A 17,224-nucleotide genomic window follows, 5' to 3' on the forward strand; every position below is an offset into this window, starting at 1 on the left:
GGGCCCGTGCCACAGTCGTGTCCATGGCCGCACCCGTGCTGAGCGACATCGACGTCACCGCCCGCGTGGACGCCCGGCACTGGCGGGTGCTGCTGGGTCGGCTGCACGCGACCTTCGCGACCGGCACCTTCGCCGTCGGCGTCGGGCTGGTCGAGCGGATCGCCGCGGCCGCGGACGAGGCGGGCCATCATCCCGACGTCGACCTGCGGTACGCGGCCGTCCACGTCGCGCTCGTGTCGCACGACGCCAACGGGCTGACCGAGCGGGACGTCGCGCTCGCGGCCCGGATCAGCGCGATCGTCGACGACCTGGGCGTCGCGGCGGTCCCCGGCGGCCCGCAGGAGCTGGAGGTGGCGGTCGACGCGCTCGACATCGCCGCCGTCCGGCCGTTCTGGAGGGCCGTGCTCGGCTACGAGGACGAGCCGCCACCCGCCCCCGACGCCTCGCCGGCGCTGCGCGACCCGGCCGGCCGAGGCCCGGCCCTGTGGTTCCAGCAGATGGACGCGCCGCGGCCCCAGCGCAACCGGATCCATCTCGACGTGACCGTGCCGCACGACGTCGCCCAGGCGCGCGTCCGGGCGGCGATCGAGGCGGGCGGACGCCTCGTGAGCGACGCCGCGGCGCCCGCGTTCTGGGTCCTGGCCGACGCCGAGGGCAACGAGGCCTGCGTCTGCACGTGGCAGGGGCGTGCCTAGACTCCGGACATGACGACGACGCCCGGCACCTCGGCCGCTCCCTCGGGACGGACGCCCGACATCAAGCCGCGCTCGCGGCAGGTCACCGACGGCCTCGAGGCGACCGCGGCACGCGGCATGCTCCGCGCCGTCGGGATGGGCGACGACGACTTCGCCAAGCCGCAGATCGGCGTCGCGAGCTCGTGGAACGAGATCACGCCGTGCAACCTCTCTCTCGACCGGCTCGCGAAGGCGGTCAAGAACGGCGTCCACGCCGCAGGCGGGTTCCCGCTCGAGTTCGGGACCATCTCGGTCTCGGACGGCATCTCCATGGGCCACGAGGGGATGCACTTCTCGCTCGTCAGCCGGGACATCATCGCCGACAGCGTCGAGACGGTCATGCAGGCCGAGCGGCTCGACGGCTCCGTGCTCCTGGCCGGGTGCGACAAGTCCCTGCCGGGCATGCTGATGGCCGCCGCGCGCCTCGACCTGGCGGCCGTCTTCCTCTACGCCGGCTCCATCGCGCCCGGGTGGGTCAAGCTCTCCGACGGGACGGAGAAGGAGGTCACGATCATCGACGCCTTCGAGGCCGTCGGCGCGTGCGCGCGCGGGCTGATGAGCGCCGAGGACGTGGACCGGATCGAGCGAGCCATCTGCCCGGGCGAGGGCGCCTGCGGCGGGATGTACACCGCGAACACCATGGCCTCGGTCGCCGAGGCGATGGGGATGAGCCTGCCCGGGTCGGCGGCCCCGCCGTCGGCAGACCGTCGTCGCGACCAGTTCGCGCTGCGCTCCGGCGAGGCCGTGGTCGAGCTGCTCCGACGGGGCATCACCGCACGTCAGATCATGACCAAGGAGGCGTTCGAGAACGCCATCGCCGTCGTGATGGCCTTCGGCGGCTCGACGAACGCCGTCCTGCACCTGCTCGCCATCGCGCACGAGGCGGAGGTCGACCTCTCGCTCGACGACTTCGCGCGCGTCGCGGCGCGGGTGCCGCACCTGGGCGACCTCAAGCCGTTCGGCCGGTACGTCATGAACGACGTCGACCGGATCGGGGGCGTCCCGGTGGTGATGAAGGCGCTGCTCGACGCCGGGCTGCTGCACGGCGACTGCCTCACCGTCACCGGGCGCACCGTCGCGGAGAACCTGGCCGACGTCGCGCCGCCGGACCCGGACGGCAAGATCCTGCGGTCGCTGGCCGACCCGATCCACCGCACGGGCGGCATCACGATCCTGCACGGCTCGTTGGCGCCGGAGGGTGCGGTCGTGAAGTCGGCCGGCTTCGACTCCGACGTCTTCGAGGGCACCGCGCGCGTGTTCGACCGCGAGCGGGCGGCGATGGACGCGCTCGAGGACGGGACCATCCAGGCGGGCGACGTCGTCGTCATCCGGTACGAGGGGCCGAAGGGCGGACCCGGGATGCGCGAGATGCTCGCCATCACCGGCGCGATCAAGGGAGCGGGGCTCGGCAAGAGCGTCCTGCTGCTGACCGACGGCCGGTTCTCGGGAGGCACCACCGGACTGTGCGTCGGGCACGTCGCCCCGGAGGCGGTGGACGCCGGGCCGATCGCCTTCGTCCGGGACGGCGACCGGATCCGCCTCGACGTGGCACGCGGCACGCTCGACCTGCTGGTCGACGCCACCGAGCTGGCCGGCCGCCAGGTCGGCTGGGAGCCGCTCCCGCCCCGGTACACCCGCGGCGTCCTCGGCAAGTACGTGAAGCTGGTGCGGTCGGCCAGCGTCGGCGCCGTCCTGGGCTGACCGGGCACGCGCCGGACCCGGGGAGCGGTGCGCCCGGGATCGGCGCTCCGGCGCACCGGGTGGGCGACTGCCGCGGTGTCCGTGGCGCACCGCCGTCTCTGGTGCACCGCCGTCTCGGGTGCACCGGGCGCTGTGTCCGTAGTGCAAGACGGTGAACCGACATGCGGACTCAGGACCAAAGACGTGACATCCGGGTGCCGCACCCCGTAGGCTGCCGCTCGTGCAGACGATCCTCCTCGTACTCGGCTAGGCGCGGGCTCGACCCCCCAGCCAGGTCAGGCCTGCGCCCACCCCTCCAGCCACACGGCCCGAGGGGTTTTTTCATGCCCCACAGCTGCCAGCACGCACGACCAGCACCACAGCACCCAGCACCACAGCACCACAGCACCCAGCACGACAGCACCGCACCACAGCACCGCACCACCTCGACAGGAGCTCACGATGGTCCAGGACCAGCAGCCGACCGCCACGGCCGGCGCCACCCGTCCGCCGACCCCGCCGACCCCGTCGGCGCAGCGCGCCGGCGTGACGCCCGCCGACGTCGCCCGCACCGTCGTGGCGCACGGCGAGGCCGTCACCGGCGCGCAGTCGATCGTGCGTTCCCTCGAGGCGGTCGGGGCGAAGGTCGTCTTCGGCATCCCCGGTGGGACGATCCTGCCGACCTACGACCCGCTGATGGACTCCACCAAGCTGCGGCACATCCTCGTGCGCCACGAGCAGGGCGCCGGGCACGCCGCCGAGGGCTACGCCTACGCGACCGGTGAGGTCGGCGTGTGCATGGCCACCTCGGGTCCGGGCGCGACGAACCTGGTCACGGCGCTCGCCGACGCCAACATGGACTCGGTGCCGCTCGTCGCGATCACGGGCCAGGTCGGGGCCTCGCTCATCGGCACCGACGCCTTCCAGGAGGCGGACATCGTCGGCATCACGCTCCCGGTGACCAAGCACAACTTCCTCGTCACCGACCCGGACGACATCCCGCGCACGATCGCCGAGGCGTTCCACATCGCGCGGACGGGCCGCCCGGGCCCGGTCCTCGTGGACGTGGCGAAGTCCGCGCAGCAGGCGATGACGACGTTCAGCTGGCCCCAGCCGGTCGAGCTCCCGGGCTACCACCCGGTGACGAAGCCGCACGCCAAGCAGGTCCGGGAGGCCGCGCGCCTGCTCGCGACCGCGCGTCGTCCGGTGCTGTACGTCGGGGGCGGCGCGGTCCGTTCGGGTGCGGCCGCCGAGCTGCGCCGCCTCGTGGACGCGAGCGGCGCCGCCGTGGTCACCACGCTCATGGCTCGGGGCGTCCTGCCCGACGACCACCCGCAGCACCTGGGCATGCCGGGCATGCACGGGACCGTCCCCGCGGTCGCCGCGCTGCAGAAGGCCGACCTGATCGTCGCGCTCGGCACGCGGTTCGACGACCGGGTGACCGGCAAGGTCTCCTCGTTCGCGCCGCACGCGACGATCGTCCACGCGGACATCGACCCCGCCGAGATCGGCAAGAACCGCCGGGCGGACGTCCCGATCGTCGGTGACCTGCGCGAGGTCATCTCCGACCTGCTGCCCGAGCTCGAGCGCGAGCACGCCCAGCACGGCAAGCCGGACCTGGCGGCCTGGTGGCGGCAGATCGACGACTGGCGCGAGACGTTCCCGCTCGGCTACACGGCCACCGACGACGGTCACCTGGCGCCGCAGCACGTCATCACGCGGCTCGGCGAGATCGCCGGCCCCGAGGCGATCTACGTCGCGGGCGTCGGCCAGCACCAGATGTGGGCGGCCCAGTTCATCAGGTACCAGCGCCCGGGCCAGTGGGTGAACTCCGGCGGCCTCGGCACCATGGGCTTCGCGGTCCCCGCGGCGATGGGCGCGAAGGTCGGCGACCCCGACCGCACCGTCTGGGCCATCGACGGCGACGGCTGCTTCCAGATGACGAACCAGGAGCTGGCCACCTGCGCGATCAACGAGATCCCGATCAAGGTCGCCGTCATCAACAACTCCTCGCTCGGCATGGTCCGCCAGTGGCAGACCCTGTTCTACGAGTCGCGGTACTCGAACACCGATCTGCACACGGGTCACGGCACGGTCCGCATCCCCGACTTCGTCACGCTCGCCGAGGCGTACGGCTGCGTCGGGCTGCGCTGCGAGAGCGAGAGCGACGTCGACGACACGATCCGTCGGGCGATGGAGATCGACGACCGCCCCGTCGTCGTGGACTTCACCGTCTCGCGGGACGCGATGGTGTGGCCGATGGTCGCAGCCGGCGTGAGCAACGACGAGATCCAGTACGCGCGGGGGATCAGCCCCGCGTGGGACCGGGAGGAGTGATGCGGCGCATCGGCCTCCTCGGGGGCACCTCCTGGGAGTCGACGGTGGACTACTACCGACTGCTCAACGCCGGGACCCGGGACCGCCTGGGCGGTTCGCACTCCGCGGACCTCGTGCTGCGATCGGCCGACTTCGCGGAGATCGAGTCCCTGCAGGCCGTCGACGACTGGACCTCGCTCGGGCGCCGCTACGCGCGCGAGGCGGCGACCTTGGTGGAGGCCGGCGCCGAGGTCCTCGGCATCTGCGCCAACACGATGCACCTGCTGTACGAGGACGTCGCGGCGGCGGGGGCGCCGGTCGTGCACCTCGTCGACGCCGTCGCGGACGTCGCGCAGGCCGCCGGCTTCTCGCGGGTGGGTCTGCTCGGCACCCGCTACACGATGGCCTCTCAGGAGCTCTACCCCGCCCACTTCGCCGGGCGGGGGATCGACGTCGTCGTCCCGGAGGCGGAGGACGCCGCCGAGGTGCACCGGGTCATCTACGCCGAGCTCGTGCGCGGCGAGGTGCTGGAGTCCTCGCGCGACGCCCTGGACGCCGTCGTGGGCCGACTGGTCGGCCGCGGGGTGCAGGCGGTGATCCTGGGCTGCACCGAGCTCGGCATGATCCTCGCCCCGGAGCGCAGCCCGGTGCCCCTGCTGGACAGCCTCGCCATCCACGTCGAGGCCCTTCTCGACGCCGCGCTGGGGCCGTCGGCCCCGTCGACCGACGGCCCGTCCGGCCCGTCCCACCCGTCCGATCGCTCGTCCCAGTCAGCCCTGGAAGAAGGTGCAGCATGAGCAGGCACACGCTGTCGGTGCTCGTGGAGAACAAGCCCGGCGTCCTCACGCGCGTCGCAGGCCTCTTCGCCCGCCGTGCGTTCAACATCCACTCGCTCGCGGTCGGCCCCACCGAGCACGACGAGATCTCGCGCATCACGGTCGTGGTCGACGTGGACGAGCTGCCCCTCGAGCAGGTCACCAAGCAGCTCAACAAGCTCATCAACATCATCAAGATCGTCGAGCTCGAGCCTGACGCGTCCGTGCAGCGTGAGCTGCTCCTCGTGAAGGTGCGGGCCGACATGTCGATCCGCTCGCACGTCCTCGAGGTGGTCGACCTCTTCCGGGCGCACGTCGTCGACGTCGCCACCGACGCGGTGACCATCGAGGCGACGGGCAACGGCGCCAAGCTGGACGCCCTGCTCGCGGCCCTCGAGCCGTTCGGCGTCCGCGAGATCGTCCAGTCCGGCACCGTGGCCATCGGTCGCGGGTCCCGCTCCATCACCGACCGCGCGCTGGAACGCGTCTCCCGTCCCGCCTGAGACGGGCCAGACTGTCCCGCAGCACTCCGGCTCCACCCGATCCACGAACACCGAGGAGATCTCCCGTGGCAGAGCTCTACTACGACGACGACGCCGACCTCTCGGTGATCGCCGGCCGCAAGGTCGCGATCATCGGCTACGGCAGCCAGGGGCACGCGCACGCCCTCAACCTGCGCGACTCCGGGGTGGACGTGCGCGTCGGCCTCCGCGAGGGCTCCGCCTCGCGCGCCAAGGCCGAGGAGCAGGGCCTGCGCGTCGTCACGCCGACCGAGGCGGCCGCCGAGGCCGACGTCATCATGATCCTCGCGCCCGACCAGGTGCAGCGGCACCTGTACCGCGACGAGATCGCCCCGAACCTCACCGAGGGCAAGGCGATCGTCTTCGCGCACGGCTTCAACATCCGGTTCGGCTACATCACCGCTCCCGACGGCGTCGACGTCTTCATGGTCGCGCCCAAGGGTCCCGGCCACATCGTGCGTCGCGAGTACGAGGCGGGCCGCGGCGTGCCCGTCCTCGTCGCCGTGGAGAAGGACGCCTCGGGCAACGCGTGGCAGCTCGCGCTGTCCTACGCCAAGGCCATCGGTGGCCTGCGGGCGGGCGGCATCAAGACGACCTTCACCGAGGAGACCGAGACCGACCTCTTCGGCGAGCAGGCCGTCCTCTGCGGCGGCGCCTCCCAGCTCGTCCAGTACGGCTTCGAGGTCCTGACCGAGGCCGGCTACCAGCCGGAGATCGCCTACTTCGAGGTCCTGCACGAGCTCAAGCTCATCGTCGACCTCATGATCGAGGGCGGCATCGCCAAGCAGCGCTGGAGCGTGTCCGACACGGCCGAGTACGGCGACTACGTCTCCGGCCCGCGCGTCATCGACCCGCACGTGAAGGAGAACATGCAGGGCGTGCTCGCGGACATCCGCAGCGGCGCCTTCGCCGAGCGCTTCATCGCCGACCAGGACGCGGGCGCGCCCGAGTTCCTGGCGCTGCGGGCCAAGGGCGAGCAGCACCCGATCGAGGGCGTCGGGCGCGAGCTGCGCAAGATGTTCTCCTGGATCAAGCCGGCGGACTCGGACTACACCGAGGGGCACGTCGCACGCTGACCGCGAACCACGGTGCGTCCGGCGAACGGCTGTCGTTCGTCGGACGCACCGTCGTTCGAGCACGACGAGGAAGCGGAGAGGACGGCAGTGATGGCGGACGACGACGCGCGCGCCGATGAGGTCGTCGAGTTCTGGGAGACCGCGCGAGCGCACGCGAAGATCGGGCGCCTGCCGGTCGTCACGGGCGTCGGCGTGACGGCGGCGATGACCCCGCCCGCCTGGGCGTTCGGCGACAACCCTCGGCTCGCGGACGAGCTGCTCGCGCTGGTGCTCGCGGGGGAGAAGATCGGGACGTCGACGGCGCTCGTCGAGCTGACCTCGACCGGCGAGCCCGTTCCCCAGCCCGGCGAGCTGTCGATCGTCCTCGACGGCGCCGGGCACCCCCGGGCGCTCGTCCGGACCACGCAGGTGCGCCAGGCCCGTTTCGGCGACGTCGACGAGGCGTTCGCCGCGAGCGAGGGGGAGGACGACCGGACGCTCGTGAGCTGGCGCCGCGAGCACGAGCGCTACTGGCGGCGGGTGCTCGCCGGCACGGGCGTCGAGGTCGACGACGACCTCGAGGTGGTGCTCGAGACGTTCGAGGTGCTCTACCCGAGGCCGCCGCGGCGCTGAGGCCGCACTCACGCCGCAATGACGCGTCGCAGGCCGGGCCAACTGGTCGCGATGCGAGACGCCATGTTCCGACACGTGGACAGAGGGCTAGGGTCGACGGCATGGGAACCAGCGTGCGGCTCGCCGTCGTCCGAGGTGACGGCATCGGTACCGAGGTGGTCGAGGAGGGCCTGAAGGTCCTCGACGCTGCCGTGGGCTCGGACGTGGCGATCGCGACCACGGAGCTCGACCTGGGCGCCCGCCGCTGGCACGCCACCGGCGAGACCCTGACCGACGCGGACCTCGAGACGATCAAGGCCCACGACGCGATCCTGCTCGGCGCCATCGGCGACCCGAGCGTGCCGTCGGGCGTCCTCGAGCGCGGTCTGCTCCTGCGGCTCCGCTTCGCGCTGGACCACTACGTCAACCTGCGTCCCGGCCGCCTCTACCCGGGCGTGCGCTCCCCGCTGGCCGAGCCCGGGGACATCGACTTCGTCGTCGTCCGCGAGGGGACCGAGGGTCCGTACGTCGGCAACGGCGGCTCGATCCGCCAGGGCACGCCGCACGAGGTCGCCAACGAGGTCAGCGTCAACACCGCGTTCGGCATCGAGCGCGTGGTGCGCGACGCGTTCGCCCGCGCCCAGGCGCGGCCGCGCAAGCACCTCACCCTCGTGCACAAGCACAACGTGCTCGTCCACGCGGGCGACCTGTGGCGTCGCACGGTCGAGGCCGTGAACGCCGAGTTCCCCGACGTCACCACCGACTACCTGCACGTCGACGCGGCGACGATCTTCATGGTCACCAAGCCGTCGCGGTTCGACGTGATCGTCACCGACAACCTGTTCGGCGACATCCTCACCGACCTGGCCGGCGCCGTCGTGGGCGGCATCGGGCTCGCGGCCTCGGGGAACATCAACCCGGACCGCACGTTCCCGTCGATGTTCGAGCCGGTGCACGGCTCGGCCCCGGACATCGCGGGCCAGGGCAAGGCCGACCCGACCGCCACGATCCTGTCGGTCGCCATGATGCTCGAGCACCTGGGCCTGGCCGACGCGGCCGCCCGGGTCGAGGCCGCCGTCGCCGCCGACCTGGCGGAGCGCGGGGACCGAGTACGGACCACGGCCGACGTGGGCTCGGAGATCGCCGCCCGCCTGCGGGGCTGACCGCCCCGGGGCCCTTCCCCAACCCGTGTCGGCCGTCCCGCCGAACCGCCCCCAGCGACCCAGGGACCCGACATGACCAGCAGCACAGCAAGCCCCGTCGCGCCCGCGACGGCCCCCGCCTTCGCCGTCGCGCGGGCGACGACGCCCCGCCCCGCCGAGGAGAGGGCCGCGGTCCTCGCCGCCCTCGCCTCGTCCGGAGGTTTCGGCGAGGTCTTCACCGACCACATGGCCCGGATCACGTGGTCGACCGACGCCGGCTGGTCCGGTCACCGCGTCGAGCCGTACGCGCCGCTCGAGCTGGACCCGGCGGCCGCCGTCCTGCACTACGGCCAGGAGATCTTCGAAGGGCTCAAGGCGTACCGGCACCCCGACGGGTCAGTCTGGACCTTCCGGCCGCAGGCCAACGCCGAGCGGTTCGCCCGGTCGGCACGGCGCCTCGCGCTGCCCGAGCTTCCCGTCGCGGACTTCATCGGCTCGCTCGAGGCGCTCGTCGCCGTCGACGAGGCCTGGGTGCCCGGCGCGCCGGAGACGAGCCTGTACCTGCGCCCCTTCATGATCGCCTCCGAGGCGTTCCTCGGCGTGCGCCCGGCGCGGCGCATCGACTACCTCGTCATCGCCTCGCCCGTGGGCCCGTACTTCAAGGCCGGCCTGGCGCCCGTCTCGATCTGGGTCGAGCGGGACCAGCGCCGCGCCGGTCCGGGAGGCACCGGCGCCGCCAAGTGCATGGGCAACTACGCGGCGTCGCTGGCGGCCCAGCAGGTGGCCTACTCCCGTGGGTGCGAGCAGGTGTGCTTCCTCGACGGTGACGAGAACCTCGAGGAGCTGGGCGGGATGAACGTCGTGCTGGTCCTCGCGGACGGCACCGCCGTCACGCCGGCCCTCGGCACGATCCTCGCGGGCGTGACGCGCGACTCGGTGCTGACGATCCTGCGCGACGCCGGGCACCGCGTCGTCGAGCGGGCGGTGCCGCTCGCCGAGGTGCGCGCGGGGCTCGCCGACGGCACCGTCCGCGAGGTCTTCGCGTGCGGGACCGGGGCGGTCGTGAGCCCGATCGGGCGCCTGGTGGGCGAGGACTTCGACCTGCCGGTGGCAGACGGCGGCATCGGGCCCGTGACCGCGGCGGTCCGCCGGGAGCTGACGGACGTCCAGCACGGGCGGGCCGCGGACACCCGCGGCTGGATGCACCCCCTGGTGCACGTGGCTGGTGTGGGGCAGGCATGAGGACGGGTAACGTCGGCACGGATTCCGCGGGCACGAGGCCGACGGCGATGGCGCCCCGCGGCGCTTCGGTCCGCGACGAAGGGAACGAGATGAGCACCACGGCACGCGAGACCACCGCCGACGCCTTCGAGCGTCGCCTGAGCACCACGCCGCGGTCGGCGCAGGAGAGGGACGCCCTCATCGCGCAACCGGCCTTCGGGACGGTCTTCACCGACCACATGGCCCGCGTGAGCTGGTCGGCCGACGGCGGCTGGGGCGACCGGCGGGTGGAGCCGTACGGACCCCTGCTGCTGGACCCCGCGGCCGCTGTCCTGCACTACGGGCAGGAGATCTTCGAGGGGCTGAAGGCGTACAAGCACGCCGACGGTTCGGTCTGGACGTTCCGCCCCTGGGCGAACGCCGCACGCTTCGCGCAGTCCGCGCGGCGCCTCGCGCTGCCCGAGCTGCCCGCGGAGGACTTCCTCGGCTCGATCGAGGCCCTGGTCGCCGTCGATCTCGACTGGGTGCCGGGCGCGGACGAGACGAGCCTGTACCTGCGGCCGTTCATGTTCGCCTCCGAGGCGTTCCTCGGCGTGCGCCCTGCGCGCGGCGTCGACTACCTGCTCATCGCGTCACCCGTCGGCCCGTACTTCGCAGGCGGCGTCAAGCCCGTCTCGATCTGGGTCTCCCAGGACTACAACCGCTCGGGCCCCGGCGGGACGGGCGCGGCGAAGTGCGGCGGCAACTACGCGGCGTCGCTGCTCCCGCAGCAGGAGGCGTACGCGCGCGGCTGCGAGCAGGTGTGCTTCCTCGACGCGGCGACCGGGACTCAGCTCGAGGAGCTGGGCGGCATGAACGTGTTCGTGGTGCACGCGGACGGGCACGTCGAGACCCCGGCGCTGACCGGCTCGATCCTCGAGGGCGTGACGCGGTCGTCGATCATCACGCTCCTGCGGGAGGAGGGCCGCGACGTCGTCGAGGGCACCGTGCGGCTCGACGACCTGCGGGCGGGACTGTCGGCGGGGTCCGTCGCGGAGGTGTTCGCCTGCGGCACGGCGGCGGTGGTCACGCCGATCGGCCGTCTCGCGGGCACCGAGTTCGACCTCACGGTGGCCGACGGCGCCACCGGCCCCGTCACCGCCGCGGTGCGCTCGCGGCTCACCGACATCCAGTACGGCCGCGCCGACGACCCGCACGGCTGGATGTACCACCTGGCCTGACCGGCCACGAGGCGAACGAGGGGCCCGACGCCGCGGCGTCGGGCCCCTCGTTCGCCCGGGTGGGAGGGGTGTTCGGGTGGCGGCCTCAGGCCGAGAGCGGCAGCCGCTGGTGCGGCACCTGCGGAGCGTCGTCGAGGACCGCGTAGAAGGTGTCACCGAGCTCGTCGACGACGACCACCGCGCGCGCCCCGCAGACGCACACGTGGTCGGGCCAGGAGTCCTCGAACCAGACGCAGACGTGTGTGCTCATGGCGGCGACGCTAATCCTGGCCACCGACAGCACCGCGGACGTGCCTCCGGCGTGGCGCGAGTCGATCACGCCCCCTCGGGCGGCTGGCGACCGACGTCGCAGCACGTGCGCCAGGATGGGCGGATGGCCGCCGACGACGCCCGGATCGACCTCACGACCGCCGACCTGCGCGCGGTCGCCGGGTTCGCCGCGTCCTGCGCCCGCGAGGCGCTCGAGGTGGTGCAGGTCGCCGGGCCCGACGACGAGCGTCCTCGGGCGGCGGTGGAACTCGCGCAGGCGTTCGCCGACGGCGGTGCGCGCACCGCGGCGCTGCGGGAGGCCGCCTGGGCCGCGCAGCGGGCGGCGCACGGCGCGCGGGACGCCGGCGACCTCGCGGCGGCGGAGGCCGCGCGGGCCGCGATGGCCGCCGCGGGCGCCGCGTTCCTCCACCCGCTCGCGAAGTCCACGCAGGTCAGGCACCTGGTGGGGGCGGCGGCGCACGCGGCGCGGGCGTTCGAGCTGGCTGCGGGCGACGACGAGCGCATCGGCTACGCGCACGTCGTCCGGGCGCGGCTGCTGGCGTCGCCGGCCGTCCGGGTCGTCCTGTCGCGGTACCCGGCCGCGCCGGGCGGCGGCGGGCGGGTCGGCGAGCTGGCTCGTCAGCTCGACACGCTGCTGCGCCGCGCCGAGCCGCCACGCAGTCCCCGCCTGCTGGACGCCGACGACGTCACGTGGGCGCTGCAGGCGCTCGTCGGCGTGCCGTCCTGGTCGGCGCGGGTCGGCGACGGCACCGACCTGTACCTGGACCTCGGCGGACGGGCCATCTCGTCCACCGGGGAGGTCACCGGTGAGTTCGCCCTCGCGGTCGACGGCGGCGCGTGGCTGGTGCGGCGCGGCGACGTCGTGCTGGGGACCTCGGACGGCGCGCGCGGTGGTCTGGAGCAGGCCGCCGACGCCCTGCGGGGGTTGCGGGTGACCGGCATCGGGCTCAGTGTCGACGGGCGGGCGCTGCGGGTCGAGCTCGCCGGCGGGACGACGCTCGTGGTGGTGCCGGCGCCCGAGACCGAGCTGAGGCGCGAGCGGTGGCGTCTCGTCCTGCCGGACGGCTTCGTGATCCTCGCGGGGCCCGGCCCGCTCCTGCGTCTCGTGCGAGCCGACGGACTCGAACCGCGCACGCCCGAGCCCGAGCAGTGACAGGCTGGCGATGTCGCGACCGACCGGGCCGCAGCATCCCGCGGAGAACGAAATGAACGTCGAGTACTTCCACGCGTCCAAGTACGGCAACGGCGCCAAGGTCGCCGAGGAATTCAAGGAGCGGATGGCGACGCGTGGCGTCGCGGTGAACGTCCACCACATCAAGGACGTGAGCGCCAAGGCCCTGCCGCCCGCCGACCTCTACCTGTTCAGCGCGCCGGGCCGGATGGGCAAGCCGATCGGCAGCATGCGCCGCTTCCTCAAGGGCATGGACGCCCCGGCCGGGGCGCGCTACGCCATCCTCACCACCGAGGGTGCACCGCAGCCGGACAAGAAGACCGGGCGGGTCCCCACGGAGGAGGAGCTCGCCAAGACCCAGCGGGTCATCCCGATCATGAGCGAGCTGCTGCACGGCGCGGGCATGGTCGAGGTCGCGGCGGGCAAGGTCCTGGTCACGGGCATGAAGGGCCCGCTCGAGGACGGCTGGGAGGCCAAGGTCGACGAGTTCGCCGACCGGATCGAGGTCTGAGCGCCGGCGCGGCCGGGGGAGGCGTCGACCCGGCGGCCTGGCCGCGGCGCGCGTCGCTTCCCTACGGTCGCGTAGCCATGGCATGATGCCGCCCGTGACCTCGTTCACCCTGATTATCGGCTAGCGCGCCCGGCACACATCGCCGAGCGCGCAGACCCTCCGCACCCCGGGGGGTCTTTTTGTTGGTCCGGGCACACCCCGCCCGCTTGCTCTGAGCATCGACGCAGCACCCGGCGTCGGGAACGGCCACCGGTCGCCCCGCCGCCGCGAGACCACGAGAAGAGCACGCCAGTGGACACCTTCGACGTGTACGACACCACCCTGCGCGACGGCGCGCAGCAGGAGGGCATGAACCTGTCCGTCCAGGACAAGCTCCTCATCGCCCCCCTGCTCGACGAGCTCGGCGTCGGCTACATCGAGGGCGGCTGGCCGGGGGCGATCCCCAAGGACACCGAGTTCTTCAAGCGCGCCGCGAAGGAGCTCGACTTCCGCAACGCCGAGCTCGCGGCCTTCGGCTCGACGCGCAAGGCGGGCGCCAGGACGCACGAGGACGCGCAGGTCCGCGCGCTGCTCGACTCCGAGGCGCCGGTGATCACGCTCGTCGCCAAGTCGGACATCCGGCACGTCGAGCGGGCGCTGAAGACCACGCCCGAGGAGAACCTCGCGATGATCCGCGACACCGTCTCCTACCTGCGGGGGGAGGGCCGGCGCGTGATCCTCGACGCCGAGCACTTCTTCGACGGCTTCCGGTACGACGCCGACTACGCGCTGCGCGCCGTCGTCGCCGCGTTCGAGGCGGGCGCGGAGACCGTCTGCCTGTGCGACACCAACGGCGGCATGCTCCCGGACTGGGTGGGCGAGATCGTCGGGCGCGTGCGGGCCGAGGCGGACGGCCGCATCGGCATGCACGCGCACAACGACTCCGGCTGCGCCGTCGCGAACAGCCTCGCGGCCGTGGCCGCGGGCGCGACGCACGTCCAGGGCTGCGTGAACGGCTACGGCGAGCGCACCGGCAACGCGGACCTCGGCGCCGTCGTCGCGAACCTGCAGCTGAAGCTCGGCCACGACGTGCTCGCCGGCGGCGGCCTGCGTGACCTCACGCGGATCAGCCACGCGATCTCCGAGATCACGAACATCGCGCCGTTCGCGCGTCAGCCGTACGTCGGCGCGAGCGCGTTCGCGCACAAGGCCGGCCTGCACGCGTCGGCGATCAAGGTGGACCCGGACATGTACCAGCACACCGACCCGCTCGCCGTCGGCAACGACATGCGGATGCTGATCTCGGACATGGCGGGGCGCGCGTCCATCGAGCTCAAGGGACGCGAGCTCGGCTTCGACCTGGCGGGCCAGGGCGACCTCCTCACGCGTGTCACCACGCGCGTCAAGGACGCCGAGGCGCAGGGCTACACCTACGACGCCGCGGACGCCTCCTTCGAGCTGCTCCTGCGCGAGGAGCTCGACGGCGTCCGGCCGACGTTCTTCTGCACCGAGTCGTGGCGCGTGTTCGTCGAGACGACGCCCGGGAAGCCGTCGGAGGCGAACGCCGAGGCGACCGTGAAGATGCACGTCGGTGGCGCACGGATGCTCGCGACGGCCGAGGGCAACGGTCCCGTCAACGCGCTGGACGCCGCACTGCGCAAGGCCGTCGCGCCGACCTACCCGGAGGTCGACCGGTTCGAGCTCATCGACTTCAAGGTGCGCATCCTCGACACCGAGCAGGGCACCGACGCGGTGACGCGCGTGCTCGTCGAGACCATGGACACGCGCGCGGAGGCGACCTGGATGACGGTCGGCGTGGGGCCGAACATCATCGAGGCCTCCTGGGAGGCGCTCGTCGACTCGATCGTCTACGGCCTGCTGCGCGCCGGCGTGCCCAACCGTTCCGAGACGCCCGACGGCGTCACCACCGACTGCGACTAGCCTCGCCTCGGTCGCGTGTGGAGCGATTCCGACCGACACGCCAGCGTGTCGCGTCGTCTTCGCTCCACTCGCGGTGTGATCGCTCCACACGGAGCCTGAGAGGAAGCCATGCCTGAGCTGCGTTCCCGCACCGTCACCCACGGCCGCAACATGGCCGGCGCCCGCGCCCTGCTGCGCGCGACCGGAGTCGCCGACTCCGACATCGGCAAGCCGATCATCGCCGTGGCCAACTCGTTCACGGAGTTCGTGCCCGGGCACACGCACCTGGCGCCCGTGGGGCGCATCGTCAGCGAGGCGGTGCACGCCGCCGGGGGAGTGGCGCGCGAGTTCAACACGATCGCGGTCGACGACGGCATCGCGATGGGCCACGGGGGCATGCTCTACTCGCTGCCCAGCCGCGACCTCATCGCGGACTCCGTCGAGTACATGGTCAACGCGCACCGGGCCGACGCGCTCGTGTGCATCTCCAACTGCGACAAGATCACCCCCGGCATGCTCATGGCCGCCCTGCGGCTGAACATCCCCGCCGTGTTCGTCTCCGGCGGGCCCATGGAGGGCGGCCGGACGGTGCTGGTCGACGGCACGGTCCGCTCGCGCATGCACCTCATCGACGCGATGGCCGACGGCGTCTCGGACGCGGTCAGCGACGCCGACCTCGCGCTCGTCGAGGCCAACGCGTGCCCCACGTGCGGGTCGTGCTCGGGCATGTTCACCGCGAACTCGATGAACTGCCTGCTCGAGGCCCTCGGCCTCGCGCTTCCGGGCAACGGCTCCGTGCTGGCCACGCACACCGCGCGTCGGGCGCTGTACGAGCAGGCGGGCGCGCTCGTCGTCGAGCTGACCGAGCGCTGGTACGGCACCGGCGACGCCTCCGTGCTGCCGCGCAACGTCGCGACCCGCGCGGCGTTCGAGAACGCGATGGCCCTGGACGTGGCGATGGGCGGCTCGACCAACACGGTGCTGCACATCCTCGCGGCGGCGCACGAGGCCGACCTCGACTTCACGATGACCGACATCGACGCCATCTCGCGGCGCGTGCCGTGCCTGGCGAAGATCGCCCCCAACGGCACCTACCTGATGGAGGACGTGCACCGGGCCGGCGGCATCCCCGCGATCCTCGGCGAGCTCCACCGGGCCGGCCTCCTGCGCGAGGACGTGCACGCCGTGCACGCGCCGTCGCTCGACGCCTGGCTCAAGGACTGGGACGTCCGCGGGGGGTCGCCGTCGCCCGAGGCGGTCGAGCTGTTCCACGCGGCGCCGGGCGGCGTGCGCTCGTCGTCGGCCTTCAGCCAGAGCGAGCGCTGGCACACCCTGGACGACGACGCCGCGAGCGGCTGCATCCGCGACGTCACGCACGCGTACTCCGTCGACGGCGGGCTCGCGGTGCTCGCGGGCAACCTGGCGGTCGACGGCTGCGTGGTGAAGACCGCGGGCGTGGCCGAGTCCGCGCTCACGTTCACCGGGCCGGCCGTCGTCGTCGAGTCCCAGGAGGAGGCCGTCGAGGCGATCCTCGCGGGCCGCGTGCAGGCCGGCGACGTCGTCGTGGTGCGCTACGAGGGGCCCTCGGGCGGCCCCGGCATGCAGGAGATGCTCTACCCGACCACCTACATCAAGGCCAAGGGCCTCGGCGCCGTCTGCGCGCTGATCACGGACGGGCGCTTCTCCGGCGGGACGAGCGGCCTGTCCATCGGGCACGTCTCGCCCGAGGCGGCCGCGGGTGGCGTCATCGCGCTCGTCGAGGACGGCGACCGGATCGAGATCGACATCCCGGCGCGGCGGATCGCCCTCGCCGTCGACGACGAGGTGCTGGCCGCGCGTCGGGCCGCGCTCGAGGCGGCCGGTGGGTACCGGCCGCGCGCGCGGGACCGCGAGGTGTCCCCGGCGCTGCGGGCCTACGCGGCCATGGCGACGTCGGCGGACAAGGGCGCGGTGCGCGACGTCGACCAGATCGTCCGCCGCTGACGGCAGCGGAGCCTGACGTCCCGGGCGTCGTCATCGGCGGTGAGGGACGTCCGACTCTGGCGGATCGGATCAGG

General features: G+C 73.0%; 15 protein-coding genes. 14 read left to right on the forward strand and 1 reads right to left on the reverse strand.

Annotation, left to right across the window (positions count from 1 at the left end; translation table 11 throughout):
• Window positions 1–23 precede the first annotated feature (23 nt).
• The 10 genes from AFE02nite_RS00795 to AFE02nite_RS00840 all read left to right on the forward strand — a co-directional run bounded on the left by AFE02nite_RS00795 (window position 24) and on the right by AFE02nite_RS00840 (window position 11,316).
• Window positions 24–695, forward strand: coding sequence for a VOC family protein (locus AFE02nite_RS00795; RefSeq protein ID WP_052113547.1), 672 nt, complete (start codon window positions 24–26; stop codon window positions 693–695).
• 9 nt (window positions 696–704) lie between these two features.
• Window positions 705–2,435, forward strand: coding sequence for a dihydroxy-acid dehydratase (ilvD, locus tag AFE02nite_RS00800; protein ID WP_034244767.1), 1,731 nt, complete (start codon window positions 705–707; stop codon window positions 2,433–2,435).
• Between the two features lie 441 nt (window positions 2,436–2,876).
• The gene (locus AFE02nite_RS00805) at window positions 2,877–4,751 is read left to right on the forward strand and encodes an acetolactate synthase large subunit (protein WP_034244769.1); all 1,875 of its coding nucleotides are present in this window, start codon (window positions 2,877–2,879) and stop codon (window positions 4,749–4,751) included.
• A complete protein-coding gene (locus AFE02nite_RS00810; protein WP_146818933.1) occupies window positions 4,751–5,527 on the forward strand; it encodes an aspartate/glutamate racemase family protein in 777 nt (258 codons plus the stop codon). The genes AFE02nite_RS00805 and AFE02nite_RS00810 overlap by 1 nt, the downstream gene beginning before the upstream one ends.
• Window positions 5,524–6,048 (forward strand): acetolactate synthase small subunit, encoded by a 525-nt coding sequence (gene ilvN, locus AFE02nite_RS00815; protein ID WP_034244771.1) that lies wholly within the window; start codon window positions 5,524–5,526, stop codon window positions 6,046–6,048. Before AFE02nite_RS00810 ends, ilvN begins: the two co-directional genes overlap by 4 nt.
• A 65-nt stretch (window positions 6,049–6,113) precedes the next feature.
• Window positions 6,114–7,142, forward strand: a complete 1,029-nt coding sequence (gene ilvC, locus AFE02nite_RS00820; RefSeq protein ID WP_034244773.1) for a ketol-acid reductoisomerase — start codon at window positions 6,114–6,116, stop codon at window positions 7,140–7,142.
• A gap of 90 nt (window positions 7,143–7,232) precedes the next feature.
• A complete protein-coding gene (locus AFE02nite_RS00825) occupies window positions 7,233–7,754 on the forward strand; it encodes an ASCH domain-containing protein (protein WP_034244776.1) in 522 nt (173 codons plus the stop codon).
• A gap of 101 nt (window positions 7,755–7,855) precedes the next feature.
• Complete coding sequence (locus AFE02nite_RS00830; protein WP_034244779.1) at window positions 7,856–8,896, forward strand: 3-isopropylmalate dehydrogenase; 1,041 nt, start codon at window positions 7,856–7,858, stop codon at window positions 8,894–8,896.
• 72 nt (window positions 8,897–8,968) lie between these two features.
• Window positions 8,969–10,117: a branched-chain amino acid aminotransferase gene (locus AFE02nite_RS00835; protein WP_034244782.1), complete on the forward strand. Its 1,149-nt coding sequence runs from the start codon at window positions 8,969–8,971 to the stop codon at window positions 10,115–10,117.
• An 89-nt stretch (window positions 10,118–10,206) separates the two neighbouring features.
• Entirely contained in the window at window positions 10,207–11,316 is a 1,110-nt protein-coding gene (locus AFE02nite_RS00840) for a branched-chain amino acid aminotransferase (RefSeq protein ID WP_034244798.1), read from the forward strand.
• Between the two features lie 85 nt (window positions 11,317–11,401).
• On the opposite strand, the gene AFE02nite_RS17225 is transcribed toward AFE02nite_RS00840, so the two are convergent.
• Window positions 11,402–11,566 carry a hypothetical protein gene (locus tag AFE02nite_RS17225; RefSeq protein ID WP_186814435.1) on the reverse strand — a complete coding sequence of 55 codons (165 nt, stop codon included), beginning with the start codon at window positions 11,564–11,566 and terminating at the stop codon, window positions 11,402–11,404.
• A 123-nt stretch (window positions 11,567–11,689) separates the two neighbouring features.
• Here AFE02nite_RS17225 and AFE02nite_RS17565 point away from each other — a divergent pair, with 123 nt between their 5' ends.
• From AFE02nite_RS17565 to ilvD (AFE02nite_RS00860), 4 genes are all read left to right on the forward strand, one after another.
• Window positions 11,690–12,739 carry a putative immunity protein gene (locus AFE02nite_RS17565; RefSeq protein WP_222594308.1) on the forward strand — a complete coding sequence of 350 codons (1,050 nt, stop codon included), beginning with the start codon at window positions 11,690–11,692 and terminating at the stop codon, window positions 12,737–12,739.
• 52 nt (window positions 12,740–12,791) lie between these two features.
• A complete protein-coding gene (locus tag AFE02nite_RS00850; RefSeq protein WP_034244254.1) occupies window positions 12,792–13,268 on the forward strand; it encodes an NADPH-dependent FMN reductase family protein in 477 nt (158 codons plus the stop codon).
• Between the two features lie 291 nt (window positions 13,269–13,559).
• The gene (cimA, locus tag AFE02nite_RS00855; protein WP_052113495.1) at window positions 13,560–15,188 is read left to right on the forward strand and encodes a citramalate synthase; all 1,629 of its coding nucleotides are present in this window, start codon (window positions 13,560–13,562) and stop codon (window positions 15,186–15,188) included.
• Between the two features lie 108 nt (window positions 15,189–15,296).
• Entirely contained in the window at window positions 15,297–17,150 is a 1,854-nt protein-coding gene (gene ilvD / locus AFE02nite_RS00860; protein ID WP_034244252.1) for a dihydroxy-acid dehydratase, read from the forward strand.
• The last annotated feature ends 74 nt before the right edge of the window (window positions 17,151–17,224 follow it).

The organism is Actinotalea fermentans (assembly GCF_007991475.1).
Lineage (GTDB): Bacteria > Actinomycetota > Actinomycetes > Actinomycetales > Cellulomonadaceae > Actinotalea > Actinotalea fermentans.

Bases quoted from the DNA above. Each gene is read 5' to 3' on its own strand.
- AFE02nite_RS00795 (WP_052113547.1), top strand. From the start codon at position 24: ATGGCCGCACCCGTGCTGAGCGACATCGACGTCACCGCCCGCGTGGAC.
- ilvD (WP_034244767.1), top strand. From the start codon at position 705: ATGACGACGACGCCCGGCACCTCGGCCGCTCCCTCGGGACGGACGCCC.
- AFE02nite_RS00805 (WP_034244769.1), top strand. From the start codon at position 2,877: ATGGTCCAGGACCAGCAGCCGACCGCCACGGCCGGCGCCACCCGTCCG.
- AFE02nite_RS00810 (WP_146818933.1), top strand. From the start codon at position 4,751: ATGCGGCGCATCGGCCTCCTCGGGGGCACCTCCTGGGAGTCGACGGTG.
- ilvN (WP_034244771.1), top strand. From the start codon at position 5,524: ATGAGCAGGCACACGCTGTCGGTGCTCGTGGAGAACAAGCCCGGCGTC.
- AFE02nite_RS00825 (WP_034244776.1), top strand. From the start codon at position 7,233: ATGGCGGACGACGACGCGCGCGCCGATGAGGTCGTCGAGTTCTGGGAG.
- AFE02nite_RS00830 (WP_034244779.1), top strand. From the start codon at position 7,856: ATGGGAACCAGCGTGCGGCTCGCCGTCGTCCGAGGTGACGGCATCGGT.
- AFE02nite_RS00835 (WP_034244782.1), top strand. From the start codon at position 8,969: ATGACCAGCAGCACAGCAAGCCCCGTCGCGCCCGCGACGGCCCCCGCC.
- AFE02nite_RS00840 (WP_034244798.1), top strand. From the start codon at position 10,207: ATGAGCACCACGGCACGCGAGACCACCGCCGACGCCTTCGAGCGTCGC.
- AFE02nite_RS17225 (WP_186814435.1), bottom strand. From the start codon at position 11,566: ATGAGCACACACGTCTGCGTCTGGTTCGAGGACTCCTGGCCCGACCAC.
- AFE02nite_RS17565 (WP_222594308.1), top strand. From the start codon at position 11,690: ATGGCCGCCGACGACGCCCGGATCGACCTCACGACCGCCGACCTGCGC.
- AFE02nite_RS00850 (WP_034244254.1), top strand. From the start codon at position 12,792: ATGAACGTCGAGTACTTCCACGCGTCCAAGTACGGCAACGGCGCCAAG.
- ilvD (WP_034244252.1), top strand. From the start codon at position 15,297: ATGCCTGAGCTGCGTTCCCGCACCGTCACCCACGGCCGCAACATGGCC.